The following is a 17,336-nucleotide window of genomic DNA, read 5'->3' as shown; positions in this document are numbered from 1 at the left end:
CCGCGTGGTTGCAGGCGTCCGACGTTAGCAGTCCGGCCGCGCGCAGGGCCGGCCCCGAGGGCGTCCGCGGTCCGGCCGGACCGCGGACGCCCTGAACCATCGTCCAGGTTCAGCGCGTGTCCCTTGCACGGGGGGTGGGGATCGACGACAATTGCTCGCTGAACCAGGGACGCACGACCGATCGAGGGGAAGACGACGTGAAGTTCGCGATGGGGGCCGACACACTCGGTCAGCTCGGCAAGAGGACGGGGAGCGCCTCGCAGGACCTCGGCGCGCAGGTCAAGGCACTGCTCGCCGCGGCCGAACCCCTCCAGGGCAAGTTCAACGGTGCGGGCCGTGCGGCGTTCGACCGCTTCAAGGCACAGTCCGACCAGGTCGCCAACGAGCTGAACGCGGCACTCGCCGCGGTCCTCAGCGGCATCGGCGGGATGGACACCGCGTTCGGCCAGGGCGACCAGCAGATGGCGGACGACGCCACGCAGGCGGCCGGCACCGTGAACTTCGACGCAGCGCGCTTCGGCGCCGGTCACTGAGACGAGGGGGACGACCATGGCAGGGAACCAGGCAGACCGCCGCGACTACGACGTCGCCGCGTCGCAGAGCGCCCAGGACAACTTCAACCGGCTCGCCGCGCAGCTCGAGGCGCTGATCGACCAGCGCGACGCCGACGTGCGCGCCGCGATGAGCGACTACCAGGCCGACGGCGTGTCCGACGAGTACCAGTCGAAGGAACTCCGCTGGAAGAACGCGGCGACCGAGGTCCGGGGCATCATCTCGACCCTCCGCACCTCGCTGCAGTCCACCGACCAGACCGCGCAGCAGACCGTCCAGAAGGCCAAGAGCGCCGTCGACAGCATCGGCTGACGACCCGATTCCGCATCCCTCGGCATCCCGGCCGAGGGCGAGTCCACGTCCTTCGGCCGTCCTGGCCGAGGGCGAATCCACGTCCTTCGGCCGTCCTGGCCGACGGCGAGTCCACGTCCTTCGGCCGTCCTGGCCGACGGCGTGAGAGGTGAGCCATGACGTACAGAGTCGACCCCGCAGGGGTGAAGAGCGTCCTGACGGACGTCGCGTCCAAGAGCCAGCCCGTGATGGACGCGCTCGGCAAGATCGACGGCACCGTGCAGACCGTCGCGACGGGCGCCCAGTCCGAGCTGATCAACGGCGCGCTGTCGAAGTTCTTCGACGCGATGTCGGGGAACGTCACGACGATCACGCGCCACGTGCCGGCGGCGATCGACGGTGCCGTCGCGGCGACGAACGCGGTCGTCCACGGCGACGAGGACATCGCCGCCACGATGGAGACGAACGCGGGCCGTGCGGCGGCGAACGGTGACCTCTCGATCCTCGGGGTCGCGCAGTGAGCCTCATCGACCCGGACGCGTTGCCGGGCGCGAAGATCGACGCCGCTGCGGTGTCCTCCGGGGCCTCGACGCTCGCGACCCTCGCCTCGACCGTGAGCACGGGCGGCGGTGACACCGTCCGCGCCTGGCAGGCGATCTCCGGCTCGTACCAGTCCGACGGTGCCGAGCACCTGTACTCCGTGATGACGCCCGTCGGCACCGCCACCACCGCGCTGGGGGACGGACTGTCCTCGGTGGCCACGGCGCTCACCACCTACGCCGAGACCCTCGCGCAGATCAAGACGAAGCTCGACGCCCTCAAGACCGAGGCCGAGGACTTCGTCCACCGCGCGAAGAACTTCCAGCCGCGGTGGCAGGACTCCGAGGACGGTTACGTGATCGCCTCCCAGGCGGTCAGCACCATGGGCGTCAGCCTGCTCACGGGGACCAAGGTCGAGATCACGTCCTGGGACAAGGACCCCGACATGGTCGACGAGAACAACCGGCTGATCCGACGCGGCGCCGACCTGGCCGAGGAGTGGCTCGCCGCGCAGCAGCAGTGCGCGAACGCGATCCTCGGCGCCGCCTGCCTCGCACCGCTGCCCGGGACCGGCCAGAAGTCGCCGCAGCAGATCATGGCCGAGGCCGAGGCGTCGATGCCGTGGGCGGGCGAGCAGGACATCGACACGCCCTGGGGCTCGACCGGGGACCGCAAGGAGTCCTGCGGTGAGAAGGCCGCGGGCTTCCCGGCGCACCTCGTCAAGGGCGTCGTCGTCGACGGCCTTGGCGGGATGGCGAAGGGGCTCAGTTCGCTGCTCCTCGGCTGGGACGGCACCGGGGTCCCGTGGTTCTCCGAGGCGATCGTCGGTGCGGTCGTCGGGCGGAAGGACATGGTCGACGACGCCTGGGACCGCGCCGGACAGACCTACGGGGGCTCGTGGCTCGGGCTGGGCCACCTCGCCTCGGCGCTGTCCCCGGTGGGCACGGTCGTGAACACCCTCGGCAACACCCCGATCGGTGACTTCCTGCCGAAGGACACCCAGCAGTTCCTGTCCGACTGGGGCCACGACGACACGACCGCCCTGGCGGACACCGTCGGCGGACTCGTCGGGCTGAAGCTGCCCGAGCAGTGGTGGGAAGCCTCCTCGTGGGACGGCTACAACCCGGCGCAGTCGTGGGTCGACGACCCCGGCGGCACCTTCGGTGCGAGCGCGTTCAACATCGGCACGATGTTCATCCCGGGGGCCGGCGAGGCCAGTGCGGGCGCCCACGCGACCGCTGCGGCTGCCGACGCCGCGGGTGACGTCGCGCGCGCCGGTGGGTTCGCGGACGACGCGGCGCGGGCTGCCCGTGGTGCTGACGAGTTCGTGAACGCGGCGAAGGGCGTCACCGTCGGGGACCTGGCGAACCTCGGGAAGGGCGTCGACGCGGGTGACGTCGCGAAGATCGCGCGCGAGGGCGACCTGCCGACGACGAGCGTCGACCTGGCGAGCGATGCCGGCAAGGTCGACGTGCCGACGACGCATGCGGATCCCGCTCCGGCTCCGCACGTCGAGGCGCCGCGCGGCGAGAGCCCGACCGCGGGGCGGGGCGATGCGCCGTCGGTCGCGCGGGATGATGCTCCGGCTGCTGGTCGTGGTGACGTTCCGGCGGCTGAGCGGGGCGATGCGCCGTCGGTCGCGCGGGATGATGCTCCGGCTGCTGGTCGTGGTGACGCTCCGGCGGCTGAGCGGGGTGACGCTCCGACCGGTGAACGTGGTGACGCCCCCACCGCCGGGCACGGCGACGCTCCGGCGGCGGATCGCGGTGACGCTCCGACGGCTGGGCAGCACGACAGTCCTGCGGGCGCTCGTGATGAGTCTCCGGTCACCGGGCGCGACGATGCGCCGTCGTCGGCGCACGACGAGTCGCAGCCTCCGCAGTCCGCGGACGGGACCGGCGCCCACGACCCGTCGCCGACGACCCACGTCGGGAAGGACGGGGTCGAGCGGACGGTGCTGCAGTTCGACTCGGGTGCCAAGGGTGGCTGGAACACCGACCTCTACCACAAGGCGATTGAGCCGAACACGCGCTACGAGATCGACGGCGGCAAGTGGGTCTACGAGACCGACGAGCACGCGCGGGTCGTCCACGCCGAGGGCCACCTCGACCAGGTGGTCAAGCAGCTCGAGGACCGGAACCGGCACGGCGGTCAGCAGAAGACCGCAGGTGGCGATGACCGCCTCGACGTCGACCACGGCGGTCACATCTTCGCCACCCTGTTCGGTGGTCCCGGTGAAGGCATCAACCTCACCGCGCAGTGGAGCAAGGTCAACCTCGGCTCGTACAAGGCACTCGAGAACCAGTGGGCGGCGGCGATCGATTCAGGGAAGTCCGTCAGAGTCGAGGTCAACTTGGAGTATGCGGGCAAGAACCTTCGACCCGATTTGTACGATGTGAGGTGGCAGGTCGGAGACGGACCGCTCCGTGTCCGACCGTTCAGCAACATCCCGACACCGTGATCAACGACCAGGAGTGACGTGAGCACAGGAACACCGGACGACGAAGCCACCCTGGTGGAAGCAACCCGGAACCTTCTGGCCCAGGAGGACTGGGTCTCCGCGCAGTTCGAGGGTGCCTTCGTCGGCCCTGAAGCCTCCGTCGTCGGCAAGTTCGTTCGTCCAGACGGATCGACCGGGGTGCTCTGGCCCGCGCTCGCATTCACACGGAAGTGGTGGGCCTTCCACGACTCCTGTGCGAGCCAGGAACGCGGGACGTGGTTCTCGATGAAGATCAACCTGATGCGGGAGCCTGTGGAGGCCGAAGTGTCCTACAACTGGCAGGACCGGGTCTTCTTCGACCAGATGGTTCCGGACCTGGACCCGGCGGAAATGGACTTGACCATGCCCCTCGACGAGTCCTGGGCGGACGAGTTGCAGCGGCACCCTCGGTCGCCTCAGTACGTGCCGACGTGGTTGCGAGAGCTGGTCGGCAGCGAGGACGCGGAGCGAGCATCCGGGGACCATGCTGCCGTCGAGCGGGCGATCGCTGCGGCGCCGACGTGGCCGCCGTTGCGCGCCGAGTTGGCGTCGTCGGCGCGGTGGTCGGCGGTGTTCGATGCCGTGTCCGAGGAGATCGTGCGGGCACTGCGTGCGGAGACCCCGGCGACGGAGTTGCTGCGACGGGAGGCGGACGACCGTGCGTTGGAGCAGGTTGCCGAGACGGCGACGAACGCCCTGCTCACCCGGTTCGTCGAAGACGAGTCGGCGTGTGCTGCGCTCGCGGCGGAGTTGGGTTCGTCGAACGGTCCTGAGGGGGCTGAGGACGACGTGACGGATGCGATCACGGATCTGGTGGACTGGCAGCTCGCACGGCGGTTCGAGCAGTGAGCGGCATGGAGAACCCGGAGCTCGACGCCCAGCTCGAGCAGGCACTCGTGGACCCGTCGTCGCTCGGTGCGTTCGTGAACCACTTCATGAGCAGCCCGCTCCTCGTGCCGATGAACATCGACGGTGACACGGCGTTCCCGATCGCGAAGCGTTTCGATGACGGACCGGCACTCGTGGTCTTCACCGGGGAGCAGCACAGCTTGCAGGTGGACCTGCCGACGGCAAACCAGGTCGTCGTGTTGAACGGAGCGCGGGTCATCGAGTTGGCCGATCCGGACCACGGCGTGCTCGTCAACCCCGGGCCGCAGGAACTCCACCTGCCGATCGGCCTGGTCGCACACCTGCGCCCGCAGATCCCTGCGGAGCTGCTCGCGCCGGCGACGGGCGCTGCGGATCAGCGGCCTGCGGCGCCCGAGCCCGCGCCGGGGGGGTCCTTGGTCGCCGCGCAGCAAGTACAGACGACCCTCGCGGGGAACGCTCACCGGTGGCTGATGCAGGGGCCTGCGTTCGAGACGGCCGACTTCTTCGTGGCGTTCTGCGGGAGCGAGCACACCACGCGGGGTCGCGTCGAGTCCGGCGGCCAGGCCGTCGCGGTGCCGGTCCCAGACCCGATGGTCGATGAGTTCCGTGCACTCCGGCAGGCCGCAGCCGTCCCGGACAAGGGGACGTGGATCGGTGCCGAACTGCACCTGACCTCAGCGGGGTCGTTCTCGTACTCGTTCGTCTACGACGACCGGCTCGACTTCGGCGCGCCCGATCCGCGCGTTGCTCGGACGGACGCCGAACCAGCGCCGGGCCTCGAAGCCTGGCGGTCGGAGTTCATCGCGCAGGGGCGCGCGGAACGGTACGTCCCGGAGTGGGCGCGCTGACCCAGGGATGCGGTCCTGCCGACGGTCGTCTGCTCAGGAACGCGTACCGGTCGAACGGGCTGGTTCTGGCGGTTCCGGCGGGAGGTCGAGCACGACGATCTCGCCGTCCGCGCTCATCGCACTCGGAACGACGTCCGGACGGACGCCGCCGCCTCGCCACAGGGGCAACAGGTTCGGCGAGCGCTGTCGGATGAGGTCGGCGTACCAGGGGCCGTACTCTGGATCCGGCTCACGCCCGCGCGCGTCGAGGTCGAGTTCGAGGGCGTCGGCGATCTCGTCTGGCGTCATCGAGGCCGACGGATCGTGGGGGAACGGCATCTCCCAGTCGTCGGCGCCGATGTACAGGCCGAGTCGGAACGGTCGTCTTCCTGATCGCCATCCCGAAGCATGGAGCCAGCAGCGCCAGTCGCCGATCTCGTACAGCTCGGTGAACACGCGCACGGATTCCCATCCGCGCCGGTGGAGGACCGCGACGGCCTGCAGGAAGGCGTGCGAGGGAGTGAGGTCCACGGGGCAGAGGCTACCCCTGGTGCAGCTTCCGCCACGGAACGGCCCGCCGTGCCGTGAACCACGTGCCCGTTTCCCGACGATTGTCCACCGCGCAACGAGCCGAGGCGACCCACCACTGACCAGTGGATCGATGAGCTCGAGGGGTAGCCGCGAAGTCCTGAGTGCGTTCCGACGTGGTTGCGGGCGCTGGTCGGGGACGGGAACGCGCAGCGCGAGGCCGTCCAGGGCAGCCATGCGACCGGCCCTGATTCTGGGGGCCGCCAGATGAGGACGATGACGAGGGCGAGGACGAGGACAGTGTCGACGGAGCAGCAGCAAATCGAAGCCACCATCGCCGCGGATGCCCGTCGGGTGCTCGAGCCGATAGAAGTCCCGAGCCCGCTCGCCGACCTCTGGGAGGAGCTCCGCGAGGTCATGGCGCGCTGGACCGCGGGACGTGGTTCTCGGCGACGCTCGACCTGGTTCGCGCCGACGGCTCCGCCGCGTTCTCCTACAACCACGACGAACGCATCTGGTTCGATCGGCTGATCCCCGAACTCGACCCGGCAGACATGGATTTGACGTCGCCGCTCGACGAGTCGTGGGCGGATGAGTTGCGGCGGCATCCTCGGTCTCCTGCGTACGTGCCGGCGTGGTTGCGGGAGCTGGTCGGGGGCGAGGCCGTGGCACGCGGGTCCGGCCAGGACGGTCGCGGCACGACTCCAGAGCCCGATGTCCACCGAACCACGAGGACAGTGTTGCCCAAGCAAGAACAGATCGAAGCGACCATCGCCGCGGAGGCACGTCGTCTGCTCGAGCAACGTGAGTGGACGACAGCGCGGTTCACTGTCGCTCGGGTCGGTGGCGAAGGAACTTCCGTCGGGCGCTGCACTCGACCCGACGGCTCACTCGAGGCCATCCGCCTCCGCATGCCCTTCAGGGATCTCTGGGAGGAGCTGCGCGAGGTCATGAACGAGCCGGACCGCGGCACGTGGTTCTCGGCGACGCTGGACCTGGACCGCGCCGACGGCTCCGCTGCGTTCTCCTACAACCACGACGAACGCATCTGGTTCGACCGACTCATCCCGGATCTGGACCCGGCGGACGTGCACCTGACCGTGCCGCTCGACGAGTCGTGGGCGGATGAGTTGCGGCGGCACCCGCGGTCTCCGGAGTACGTGCCGGCGTGGTTGCGGGCGTTGGTGGGCAGCGAGGCCGCGGGGAGCGAGCCCGAGGATGGTGCTGCCGTCGAGCGGGCGATCGGCGTGGCTCCGACGTGGCCGCCGTCGCGTGCGGGGCTGGCGTCGTCGGCGCGGTGGTCGGCGGTGTTCGATGCGGTGTCCGAGGAGATCGTGCGGGCACTGCGTGCGGACACCCCGGCGACGGAGCTGCTGCGGCGCGAGGTGGACGACCGCGCGTTGGAGCAGGTTGCCGAGACGGCGACGAACGCCCTGCTCACCCGGTTCGTCGAAGACGAGTCGGCGTGTGCTGCGCTCGCGGCCGAGTCGGGCTCGCCGAACGGTCCTGAGGGGGCTGAGGACGACGTGACGGATGCGATCACGGATCTGGTGGACTGGCAGCTCGCACGACGGTTCGAGCGATGAGGCGTGCGGAGGAACCCGGCTGACCTTCGCCGGGAACCCGTTCCGTTCAGGAGCGCTGCTCGTCCGATCCGGAGAGCACTCCACCCGCGTGCTCGGCGATCGACCGCGCGAGCGCGACCCCGAGCGGTTCGGCGCCCAGGAGCGTCGTCCCGTCGTCCTCGTCGTGGAGCGGCACGAAGACGTCGGTCCACCACCAGCCGCCGCCCTCGGCCTGGGCGGGGAGCTCGACGATGTCAGGCAGGAGTCGGCGCACCTCCGACTCCGATCGGATCCGGCGGGGGTGTTGCACCGTCGCGACGACACGGCCCTCGGCATCGCTGAACCGCCCGACGAGTCCGTCGCGTTCCAGTCGGAGACCGATGCCGTGGCCGACGGCTTCGGCGGCCGGATGGAACTCAGCATCACCGACGAGCGTCGGACCGATGACGGTCAGCTCACGAGGCATCGCGGTCTCCCTCCGGTCCGGTCGTCCGTGCCGCACCGAAGTCGCGGCCGGTGAGGCGTTCGACCGCATCGCGTCCGAGGTGGTCGACGACCGGTCGCAGGCGTTCCCACCCGGTGGCGTCCGGGCGCGACGGTCCGTCCCGGAACCGCAGGACGAGCGACGGGACGCGCGGTCGACCGACGCGTTCGGCGCCGAAGCGATCCCGCATCTCGTCGACGTCGAGCCCGAGCCCCCGCACGGCGGGTGCTCCGAGCAGCATCGCGACCGGCTCCGGCTCCTGCTCGAGCACCGGTCGGAGGGTCAGGTCGCGTGACCCGACCCGCGCGAAGACGAGCGCGACGAGCGGGAGGGCCGTGCTGCAGAGGTCGGCGAGGAGCACGGTCGCGGCGTCGTGCGCGCGCTGCACCTCCGGGGTCCCCGGTGCTCCGACGCCGACGAGGCCGGCCACGACCTCCTCGACACCGTGCTCGGTCCGTCGCGCGGTCACCGAACCGGCGAGTGGTGCGCCGGCGTCCCCGACGACGACGAACCGCGCGTCCGCCGGCATCCTGCCGCGTGCCGCCGCCGTCAGCGTGTCCTTGTCCCAGTCGGCTTCGACCGGCTCGTGGGTGCCCCACCCGGCCGGTGTCGAGCCGGGTCCGAGCGCCGCGAAGGTCTCCCACGCACGTCCGAGACGCGTTCCGGCGTCGGCGCGGTGTCGGATCGACGCCGACACCACGAACTGCACCTGCTCCGGACGAGGGAGCTCGAGGTAGCGCGGGTCGACGGCGTCGGTCGTCCCCGGAGCGCGGAAGGCGTCGGCGACTCCCAGCAGCGCCGTACCGGTCGACCCGTCACGGAGCGCGCCCTCGGCCGACCGGACGACCCAGCGTCCGTCGGCCGCGTCGAGGACCTGCCGGAAGGGTTCGGTCAGCCGGGTGGTCTCGGGGGTGAGGAACACCACCCGCAGTCCGGCGGCCGTGGCCTGGACGACGAGGTCGGCACGCATCGGCGTGAGGGCCACGATCGGCCCGACGGTCTCGCTGACCACGTAGCCGTCACCGGTCCCGTCCACCAGCGGGTGTTGCATCCCCATGCACCCGACCATACCGGGGCCCCCGTCGGACCGGACTGCTCGCAACCGGGTGCAACCTCGGCGGTCGTAGCCTCCCGACCGAGGCGCGCAGACCGTGCGCCGTCGACACCGTCGTCGAGAGGGCACCACCATGACCATCGCAGCATCGCCGACCACCTACGCCGCGCCGGGCGAGGACGGAGCGCTCGTCTCCTTCCGCCCCCGGTACGACCACTACATCGGCGGGGAGTACGTCCCGCCGACAGGTGGGCAGTACTTCGAGAACCCGACCCCGGTCACCGGCAAGACCTTCACCGAGGTCGCCCGGGGTGACTCCACGGACGTCGACAAGGCCGTCGCCGCGGCCTGGAAGGCGTTCCCGGCGTGGGGGAGGACGAGCGTCACCGAGCGCGCGAACATCCTCAACCGGATCGCGGACCGGATGGAGCAGAACCTCGAGATGCTCGCCGTCGCCGAGACGTGGGAGAACGGCAAGCCGATCCGCGAGACCCTCGGCGCCGACATCCCCCTCGCGATCGACCACTTCCGGTACTTCGCCGGGGCGATCCGGGCACAGGAGGGCTCGACGGGGGAGATCGACCACGACACCGTCGCCTACCACTTCCACGAACCGCTCGGCGTGGTCGCGCAGATCATCCCGTGGAACTTCCCGATCCTGATGGCGGTGTGGAAGCTCGCCCCCGCCCTCGCCGCCGGCAACTGCGTGGTGCTCAAGCCCGCCGAGCAGACGCCGGCCTCCATCCACGTGCTGCTGGGACTCATCGAGGACCTGCTCCCCGCCGGCGTCCTCAACGTCGTCAACGGGTTCGGCTTCGAGGTCGGCGCGCCGCTCGCGCAGCACCCCGACGTCCGGAAGGTCGCCTTCACGGGAGAGACCACCACGGGGCGGCTCATCATGCAGTACGCCTCCCAGAACCTCATCCCGGTGACACTCGAACTCGGCGGGAAGAGCCCGAACGTGTTCTTCGCAGACGTCGCCCAGGAACGAGACGCGTTCTACGACAAGGCCCTCGAGGGGTTCGCCTTCTTCAACCTCAACCAGGGCGAGGTCTGCACCTGCCCGTCGCGGGCGCTCGTCGCGGAGGAGATCTACGACGGGTTCGTCGCCGACGGCCTCGACCGTGTCCGCGCCGTGAAGCAGGGCCACCCGCTCGACCTGTCGACCATGATCGGAGCGCAGGCGTCGAACGACCAGCTCGAGAAGATCCTGAGCTACATCGACATCGGCAAGCAGGAGGGCGCGAAGCTGCTCACCGGCGGCGAGCGCGCCGACCTCGGCGGGGAACTCAGCGGCGGCTACTACGTGACCCCGACCGTGTTCGAGGGCGACAACGCGATGCGGATCTTCCAGGAGGAGATCTTCGGCCCGGTCCTCGCCCTGACCCGGTTCAGCGGCTACGACGACGCGATCCGGATCGCCAACGACACGCTGTACGGCCTCGGTGCCGGGGTGTGGAGCCGCGAGGCGACGACGCTCTACCGGGCCGGCCGTGACATCCAGGCGGGTCGCGTCTGGTCGAACACCTACCACCAGTACCCGGCGGGCGCGGCGTTCGGCGGCTACAAGCAGTCCGGCGTCGGGCGCGAGAACCACAAGATGATGCTCGACCACTACCAGCAGACGAAGAACCTGCTCGTGTCGTACGCCGAGGGTCCGATGGGGTTCTTCTGATGCCGCTGCCGGACGGCGGTGCCACCGTCGGCCGGTCCGAGGGGACCGGCCCCGCCGCCGGGACGGTCCCGGACCGGGTCGCGGTCACGCCGGCGGCGGAGGAGCTCCTGCGCTCCCTCGCCGCCCGGCACGGCCCCCTGATGTTCCACCAGTCGGGTGGCTGCTGCGACGGCTCGAGTCCGATGTGCTACCCCGTCGGCATGTTCCGGACCGGACCGGGCGACGTGCTGCTCGGGACGCTCGAGGTGGCGGGCACGGCTCCGGTCGAGGTGTACATGTCGCGCTCCCAGTTCGAGTACTGGAAGTACACGCACCTGACGATCGACGTGGTCGAGGGTCGGGGCAGTGGGTTCTCCGTCGAGGTCCCCGAGGGCAAGCGGTTCCTCACCCGGTCACGGATGTTCACCGACGCCGAGCTCCGCGCCTTCGGGCTCCTGCCCACGGCAGAGCAGCCGACGGCAGGGCAACCCTCGGGTGAGCAGCCGGCGGCAGAGCAACCCACGGGTGAGCAGCCGACGGCCGCGCAACCCGCGGCGCACCCCCGGACGGCAGCCCGAGGCTGAGGACGTCACGGCCCGCCGGCGGATGCCCGCACCGACCCCGACGGTGGGCCCACGACGTCCGACGTCGACCCGGCTCCGATTGACTCGAGCACGTCGACCGCCCGCTGCACCCCCTGTTCCCGCCGCACGGCCCGCCCCACCTCGGCCGCACGTCCGCGACGCGACAGCGCGTCGCCCATCGCGCGGCCGAGTGTGTCGGCCGACACACGGCGCAGCGGGACCGGGGCGGCGGCGACACCCTGGCGGTGGAGCTGCGCTGCCCAGAACGGCTGGTCGGCGGTGACGGGCACGACGACCGCCGGCACACCCGCCCGGGCGACCGCGTGCGAGGTCCCGGCCCCGCCGTGGTGCACCACGAGCGTCGCGTGCGGCAGGACCGCGTCGAACGGGACCGAGCGGACGGCCAGGACGTCGTCGTCGGCTCCTCCCGTCGGCAGTGCGAGGCCGCCCCACCCGGTCACGAGCAACACCCGGAACCCGTGTGCCCGTGCGGCTGCGACGACCGCCGCACCACGGGCTGTCGCGTCGCCGACGGCCATCGACCCGAAGGAGGCGACGACGGACGGACCGCCCCGCAGGAAGTCGCGCACCGCCGCGTCCGCTCCGGCCTCGTCAGCGCCGTCGTACCAGGCCCCGGTCTGGTGCACCCGCGCCGGCCAGTCGTCGGGACGCGGCAGCAGCGTGGGGCTGACGGCCATGAGCACGGCGCTCGACGCCGTCCGGTGGGCGGGACGACGGCCGCCCGGCAGTTCCGCTGCGGCACGGGCCACGTCGGTGTCGAAGAGCCGTGCCGCGGCTCGCGGGACGGCGTAGGTGAACCGGTTGGCCGCACCGAGGTCGCGGGTCGCGGTGGGCCCTCCGGCCGCGGGGATCCGCTCGCTCGCCGTGGCGACCGGGGCGAACTCGACGAGCACCCGCGGCACGCCGAGCGCGTCCGCCACCATCGGCGCGCTGAGCACCAGCGGGTGGTGCACCACCACGTCCGGCGCGAAGGCGATGCTCTCCCGCACGGCTGCGGCGAGCATCCGCTGCATCGCCGGGCGGACCTCGACGCGCAGGTGACGAGCGAGTGCGAGCGGGGTCCGGCCGCGCGGCGTGAGCATCCGCTGCACGTCCAGACCGAGCGGCACGGAGTCGACCCCGTCGGGCGCCGCGGCGTCGTCGGGCAGCGCCAACCGGACCTCGTGACCCCGCGCGACGGCGTGCCGTGCCAGCGCCGCGAACGGCTCGACGTCACCGCGGGTGCCGGCGGTGAGCAGCATGATGCGCATACGACCAGTGTGGCGGGGGCGCCTCCGCCGGTTGTCGAGGTGCACCGGGTAGCCTCGGCCCTGTGACCGACGGGAGTGAGTGGATGCTGCGCACCACCCCCTCGGGGACCGCCACGGCCGTGCGCCGACTCGTGCACATCTCGCGGCCGGTGCTGTGGATCAACACGATCGGCTCCGGTCTCGTCGGCGTCTGGCTCACCGGCGCGCTGTTCGACGTCCGCGCCCTGCCGGTGCTCCTGTGGCTCACCCTGCCGTTCAATCTGCTCATCTACGGCGTCAACGACGTGTACGACCAGGACACCGACGCCACCAACCCGCGCAAGGGATCGATCGAGGGTGCCCGGATCCGCCAGTCCGAGGTCCGGCTCATCGCCTGGGCGGTCGCGGTCACGAACGTCCCGTTCCTGGTGTACTTCCTCGTCGCACTGCCGCCGCTCGCGAACGCCGCGATCCTGCTGTACGTCGGCGTCTTCGTCTTCTACTCGGCGCCGCCGCTGCGGTTCAAGGCGCGTCCGTTCCTCGACTCCCTGAGCAACGCGGCCTACGCGCTGCCGTTGGTCATCGTCCCAGCGGCCCTCGCGGAGACGCCGGTCTGGCCGGCCGCCCTCGGGCTCATGGCGTGGAGCGTCGCCAAGCACGCGTTCGACGCGGTGCAGGACATCGGGGAGGACCGGGATGCGGGCATCACGACGACCGCCGTGCTCCTCGGCCCACGCGGGACCGCGCTCTGGAGCGGCGCCTGGTGGCTCGTGTCCGTGGCGCTCTTCGCGGTGGTGAGCGTGCCCGTCGCCGTCGTCGACCTCCTCATCGCGGGTGTGCTCGTGGTGTGCCTGTTCCGCGATCCGACGCCGGCGACCGGCCACCGGCTGTACCGGCTGTCCGTGGCGTTCCCGTACATCGGCGGGACGTTCGCCGGGGTGCTGCTCCTGGTCTCGATGGTGCTCGGGGGGACCCGGTGAGCCGCGTCGTCGTCGTCGGCGGGGGGATCGGCGGCCTCACCGCCGCCGCGCTGCTCGCCCGTGCCGGTCACCGGGTCACCCTGCTGGAGGCGTCCGGCGAGCTGGGCGGCAAGAGCCGCCGCATCCAGCTCGGCGACGAGCGCATCGACACCGGGCCCTCGCTCGTGACCTTCCCCGCCGTGTGGGACGAACTGCTGCGTCGCCTCGGCGACCGCGGAGCCGAACTCGACCGGTCGCGCGCCGACGGCGGAGCCGAACTCGACCGGTCGCGCGCCGACGGCGGAGCCGAACTCGACCGGTCGCGCGCCGACGGCGGAGCCGCACTCGACCGGGTCGACGCCGACCTCGATCTTGTCCGGATGCCCGAGGTGGGCCGGTACTACCACGCCGGCGAGGAGACCTCCCTACCGGTGGCACCGGACCACCCCTGGTACCCCGCGTGGCGGCGGTTCTCCGAGCTGCACGCGCCGCTGGCCGACGACGTCACCCGACTGCTGCTCGCCGACCCGCTCGACCGTGCGGCGCTCCCGGCCGTCCGCCGGCTGCTCGCCGTCTACGGCTCACGCCTCACGACGCGCGCCTACCTCGACGGCCTGCCCTGGCTGCCCGACGGATTGCGCGAGATCATCGCGATCCACACGCTGAACGCCGGTGTCTCGCCTGCTCGCACCCCGGCCCTGTACGCGAGCATGCCCGCGATCATGGCGGCGACCGGGGCGTGGGTCCCGCGCGGGGGCGTGTACGAGATCGTGCTCGCGCTGACGCGCCTGGCCGAGGCCGCCGGGTGCGAGGTGCGCACCGGCGAGGTCGTCACCCGCATCGAGCGCGGTTCGGTCACCACCGACCTCGGTCACCACCGCGCAGACCTCGTCGTCAGTGCGCTCGACGCCGACCGGCTCGCACAGCTGACCGGCCCGTCGCGGGTCCCGGCACTGCCCCGACTGCGCCCGCGCACGCTGTCCTGCTCGGCCGTCGCCCTGTACGGCGTGCTGCGCGAGGAACTCCCGGCGGAGATCGCCACCCACAGCGTGGTGCTGCCGACGAAGCCGGCCGCGCTCCACCGCAGCCTCGAGGCGGGCGACGAGCCGGCCGACACGATGGTGTTCGTCAACCAGTACCGCCCGGGCGAGGTCTACCCGAACGCGCGCGGCACCCTCGGCATCCTGCTCACCGCACCCGCCGACGGCGGCCACTACTCGGTCGACCACCCCTTCGTGCGCCGCGAGGTGGACCGTGTGTCCCGGGCGATGGGGCTCGACGGACCCCTCACGGACCTGCTCGACGAACAGACCGTGCTCGACCCGCAGCACTACGGCACCCTGGGCGAACCGCACGGCGCACTGTACGGTGCCGCGCGACCGCCGTGGCAGAGCGGGCCGTTCCACCGACCGTCGTACAACGACCGGTGGCGGCCGTGGCTGTGGCGCGTCGGTGCGTCGGTGCACCCCGGCGGCGGCATCCCCGCGGTGGTCGGCGGCGCGATGATCGCGGTGGACCGGCTGCTGCGCGCGAACCGCGCCTGACCGACTCGACCGACCGACCGACCGCCCGCCCGGACCTCGCCCGACCGGCGCCGGACCGGCGCCGGACCGGTGCCGGACCGCCAGCACCGCGCCCGACCGCCCGAGCCACGGCCGACGTAGGCTGACCCCACCGACCGCGACGACGCGGCCGCGACCTGCGAGGGGAGGCGACGTGCCCGTCCCCGCCGGTCTCCGCCCGCTCGTCGCCGCGTCGTGGCGTCGCTCGTCCCGGGTCGACCCGGACGGCACCCCGGCCCTCGCCCTCGACGACGACCAGCTCGACGCCCTCCGCGCCGAGGGTCCGATCGGGACCGCCCTGCCGGTGGTCCGCCGGCTGCTCCTCGACGAGGTGCGCGCCGCGGGCTGCGTGGTCGCGGTGACCGACGCGACGGGCTGCATCGTCTGGGTCGACGGTGCCCGCCGCGCTCGACGCGCCGCGGAGGACATGGGCTTCACCGCGGGCGCCGACTGGGCGGAGGACCACGTCGGCACGAGCGCCCCGGGGACGGCCCTCCGACTCGGCCGCGGCGTGCAGATCCGGTCGGAGGAGCACTACGCCACCGCCGTCAAGGCGTTCTCGTGTACGGCGGTCCCGCTCCACGCGGCCGACGGCTCGGTCGTGGGCGCCCTCGACATCACCGGCGACGACCGGGCCGTCGAACGGCACACCCTGCCGCTCCTCACCGCCACCGCCGCAGCGGCCGAGGCGCAGATCGCCCTCGCCGCCGTGCGGCGTCCGCCGGGAGCGGCGACCGAGGAGCCCACCGCGGGCGTCGCCCGGCGCCGGACCACTGTCCGGTCCGAGCTCGACCTGCTCGGGTCCGACACCGCGACCCTGCGGACGGGCGACCGCTCGGTCCGTCTGTCGGAGCGGCACTCCGAGGTCCTCGCCGTGCTCGCATCGACGCCCGGCGGGCTCGCCGCCGAGGACCTCGCGGTCGCCGTCTACGGCGACCGCCGCGCGGTGCCGACGCTGCGTGCCGAGGTGGTGCGGCTGCGGCGCGTCCTCGCGGAGCACGCGCCGGACGCGCGTCTGACGTCGCGTCCGTACCGCCTGACCGGGATCCGCACCGACGTCGACACGGTGCTGTCCGCGCTCGACCGCGGGGCGCGCCTCCAGGCCGTCGACGGGTACCCCGGACCGGTGTTGCCGGGTTCGGCGTCCCCGGGGGTCGACGACCTGCGCGACGCGGTGCGTCTGCGGTTCCGCGAGTCGGTGCTCACCGACGGCGGCGCGGAGGCGCTGCACGCGTGGTCGCGCACGGCGGACGGTGCCGCGGACCCGGAGGTGCTCCGTGCCCTCCTCGCGACCCTGCCGCGGCGGTCGCCGCGACGGGCCGGACTCGTGGCCGCGATCGAGGCGCTCGACCGCCGCTGACGGGTCCGGGACCGGGCCGGGAGGCGCGCCCCGCGAAGCCGAGCCGACCTGCGGATGCGGGACCCGGGGCCGGGAGGCGCGCCCCGCGTCGACGGGTCGGCTCCCGTGGGCGGAACCCCGGACGGGAGGCGCGCACCGCGACGGCCGCCCGGCCGGCGGGTGCGCCTCCCGCACCTGGTGCGGTCCGGGTCAGGACCCGGAGGTCGGGGCCGGGGTCGCCTGGTCGCCCTGCTCCGGTGCGGCCGGCGCGTCCTTCGGCGYCGYGCCGTCSGCGGGCGGCTTCGGAGCGGTGCCACCGGGAGCCGGGAGTGCGACGCACCCCGGAACCGGCGCAGCCGATCCGCCGGGGCCCGCGGCGTCCTTGCCCTTCGCGTCCTTGCCGGTCGCGTCCTTGCCCGTCGCGTCCGTGCCGCCGACGCCGGGCGTGGGTGCGCCATTCGGCGCTCCGGTCGGCGCACCGCTGGGCGCTCCGCTCGGTGCGGTCACCGTCGGCGCGTTCCCGCCCCCGTCGGCCATCGCGGCAGTGACGCCGATCCCGCCGAGCACGAGCACCGCGGCGGCCGCGGTGCCGATGCCCGCGGCACGGAGGGTCCGGCGACGGCGGTCACCGGTGGGCTGGTCGTGTCGTTCGTCGTGCATGGTCTCTCCTGTTCGTCGGGCGGATCGGGTCGGTCCGCCGGCGAGGACGACGGTCCGATCCGAACCTGAAGCAGGACTGAAGTCCAGGTGATGTCCAGGTCGCTCCATGCTCCGTGCGGGCCGAACCCACCTACGGTT

At 72.3% G+C, this 17,336-nt stretch carries 16 protein-coding genes and 1 pseudogene; 12 read left to right on the top strand and 5 right to left on the bottom strand.

Annotation, left to right across the window (positions count from 1 at the left end):
• Positions 1–116: 116 nt before the first annotated feature.
• From BEP24_RS00420 to BEP24_RS00395, 6 genes are all read left to right on the top strand, one after another.
• Positions 117–533, top strand: coding sequence for a hypothetical protein (locus tag BEP24_RS00420; protein WP_366556872.1), 417 nt, complete (start codon positions 117–119; stop codon positions 531–533).
• A 16-nt stretch (positions 534–549) separates the two neighbouring features.
• Entirely contained in the window at positions 550–864 is a 315-nt protein-coding gene (locus BEP24_RS00415) for a pore-forming ESAT-6 family protein (protein WP_065959111.1), read from the top strand.
• A gap of 155 nt (positions 865–1,019) precedes the next feature.
• Complete coding sequence (locus BEP24_RS00410; RefSeq protein ID WP_139197247.1) at positions 1,020–1,364, top strand: DUF6507 family protein; 345 nt, start codon at positions 1,020–1,022, stop codon at positions 1,362–1,364.
• The gene (locus tag BEP24_RS00405; protein ID WP_065959107.1) at positions 1,361–3,844 is read left to right on the top strand and encodes a DNA/RNA non-specific endonuclease; all 2,484 of its coding nucleotides are present in this window, start codon (positions 1,361–1,363) and stop codon (positions 3,842–3,844) included. The genes BEP24_RS00410 and BEP24_RS00405 overlap by 4 nt, the downstream gene beginning before the upstream one ends.
• A gap of 18 nt (positions 3,845–3,862) precedes the next feature.
• Entirely contained in the window at positions 3,863–4,711 is an 849-nt protein-coding gene (locus tag BEP24_RS00400; protein WP_065959105.1) for a hypothetical protein, read from the top strand.
• A 5-nt stretch (positions 4,712–4,716) separates the two neighbouring features.
• Complete coding sequence (locus tag BEP24_RS00395) at positions 4,717–5,580, top strand: SseB family protein (RefSeq protein WP_065959103.1); 864 nt, start codon at positions 4,717–4,719, stop codon at positions 5,578–5,580.
• 33 nt (positions 5,581–5,613) lie between these two features.
• Here the strand turns inward: BEP24_RS00395 and BEP24_RS00390 are convergent, their stop codons facing one another.
• Entirely contained in the window at positions 5,614–6,090 is a 477-nt protein-coding gene (locus BEP24_RS00390) for a hypothetical protein (RefSeq protein WP_065959102.1), read from the bottom strand.
• 908 nt (positions 6,091–6,998) lie between these two features.
• On the opposite strand from BEP24_RS00390, the gene BEP24_RS16775 reads away from it, so the two are divergent.
• On the top strand, positions 6,999–7,673 hold the full coding sequence (locus BEP24_RS16775) for a hypothetical protein (protein ID WP_171898684.1): 675 nt from the start codon (positions 6,999–7,001) through the stop codon (positions 7,671–7,673).
• Positions 7,674–7,719: 46 nt separating this feature from the next.
• On the opposite strand, the gene BEP24_RS00375 is transcribed toward BEP24_RS16775, so the two are convergent.
• Together BEP24_RS00375 and BEP24_RS00370 are read right to left on the bottom strand one after the other, a co-directional pair.
• Positions 7,720–8,118, bottom strand: coding sequence for a hypothetical protein (locus BEP24_RS00375; protein ID WP_065959098.1), 399 nt, complete (start codon positions 8,116–8,118; stop codon positions 7,720–7,722).
• Entirely contained in the window at positions 8,108–9,193 is a 1,086-nt protein-coding gene (locus BEP24_RS00370) for a DUF6177 family protein (protein WP_065959096.1), read from the bottom strand. Before BEP24_RS00370 ends, BEP24_RS00375 begins: the two co-directional genes overlap by 11 nt.
• 130 nt (positions 9,194–9,323) lie before the next feature.
• Here BEP24_RS00370 and BEP24_RS00365 point away from each other — a divergent pair, with 130 nt between their 5' ends.
• A complete protein-coding gene (locus tag BEP24_RS00365; RefSeq protein ID WP_065959094.1) occupies positions 9,324–10,865 on the top strand; it encodes an aldehyde dehydrogenase family protein in 1,542 nt (513 codons plus the stop codon).
• 107 nt (positions 10,866–10,972) lie between these two features.
• Positions 10,973–11,299, top strand: a pseudogene (locus tag BEP24_RS17900) (DUF779 domain-containing protein); the annotation flags it as partial.
• 134 nt (positions 11,300–11,433) lie between these two features.
• On the opposite strand, the gene BEP24_RS00355 reads toward BEP24_RS17900, so the two are convergent.
• Positions 11,434–12,699, bottom strand: coding sequence for a glycosyltransferase (locus tag BEP24_RS00355; protein ID WP_083229940.1), 1,266 nt, complete (start codon positions 12,697–12,699; stop codon positions 11,434–11,436).
• Positions 12,700–12,761: 62 nt separating this feature from the next.
• Here BEP24_RS00355 and BEP24_RS00350 point away from each other — a divergent pair, with 62 nt between their 5' ends.
• From BEP24_RS00350 to BEP24_RS00340, 3 genes are all read left to right on the top strand, one after another.
• The gene (locus BEP24_RS00350; RefSeq protein WP_253181514.1) at positions 12,762–13,658 is read left to right on the top strand and encodes a UbiA family prenyltransferase; all 897 of its coding nucleotides are present in this window, start codon (positions 12,762–12,764) and stop codon (positions 13,656–13,658) included.
• The gene (locus BEP24_RS00345; protein ID WP_065959091.1) at positions 13,655–15,181 is read left to right on the top strand and encodes an FAD-dependent oxidoreductase; all 1,527 of its coding nucleotides are present in this window, start codon (positions 13,655–13,657) and stop codon (positions 15,179–15,181) included. Before BEP24_RS00350 ends, BEP24_RS00345 begins: the two co-directional genes overlap by 4 nt.
• Positions 15,182–15,353: 172 nt before the next feature.
• Complete coding sequence (locus tag BEP24_RS00340) at positions 15,354–16,559, top strand: GAF domain-containing protein (protein WP_065959089.1); 1,206 nt, start codon at positions 15,354–15,356, stop codon at positions 16,557–16,559.
• A gap of 189 nt (positions 16,560–16,748) precedes the next feature.
• Here BEP24_RS00340 and BEP24_RS00335 read toward each other — a convergent pair whose 3' ends face one another.
• Positions 16,749–17,198, bottom strand: a complete 450-nt coding sequence (locus BEP24_RS00335; RefSeq protein ID WP_065959087.1) for a hypothetical protein — start codon at positions 17,196–17,198, stop codon at positions 16,749–16,751.
• Positions 17,199–17,336: the final 138 nt, after the last annotated feature.

Origin of the sequence: Curtobacterium sp. UCD-KPL2560 (assembly GCF_001705035.1) — a bacterium.
Lineage (GTDB): Bacteria > Actinomycetota > Actinomycetes > Actinomycetales > Microbacteriaceae > Curtobacterium.
This window is presented reverse-complemented; position numbering and strand designations above follow the sequence as displayed.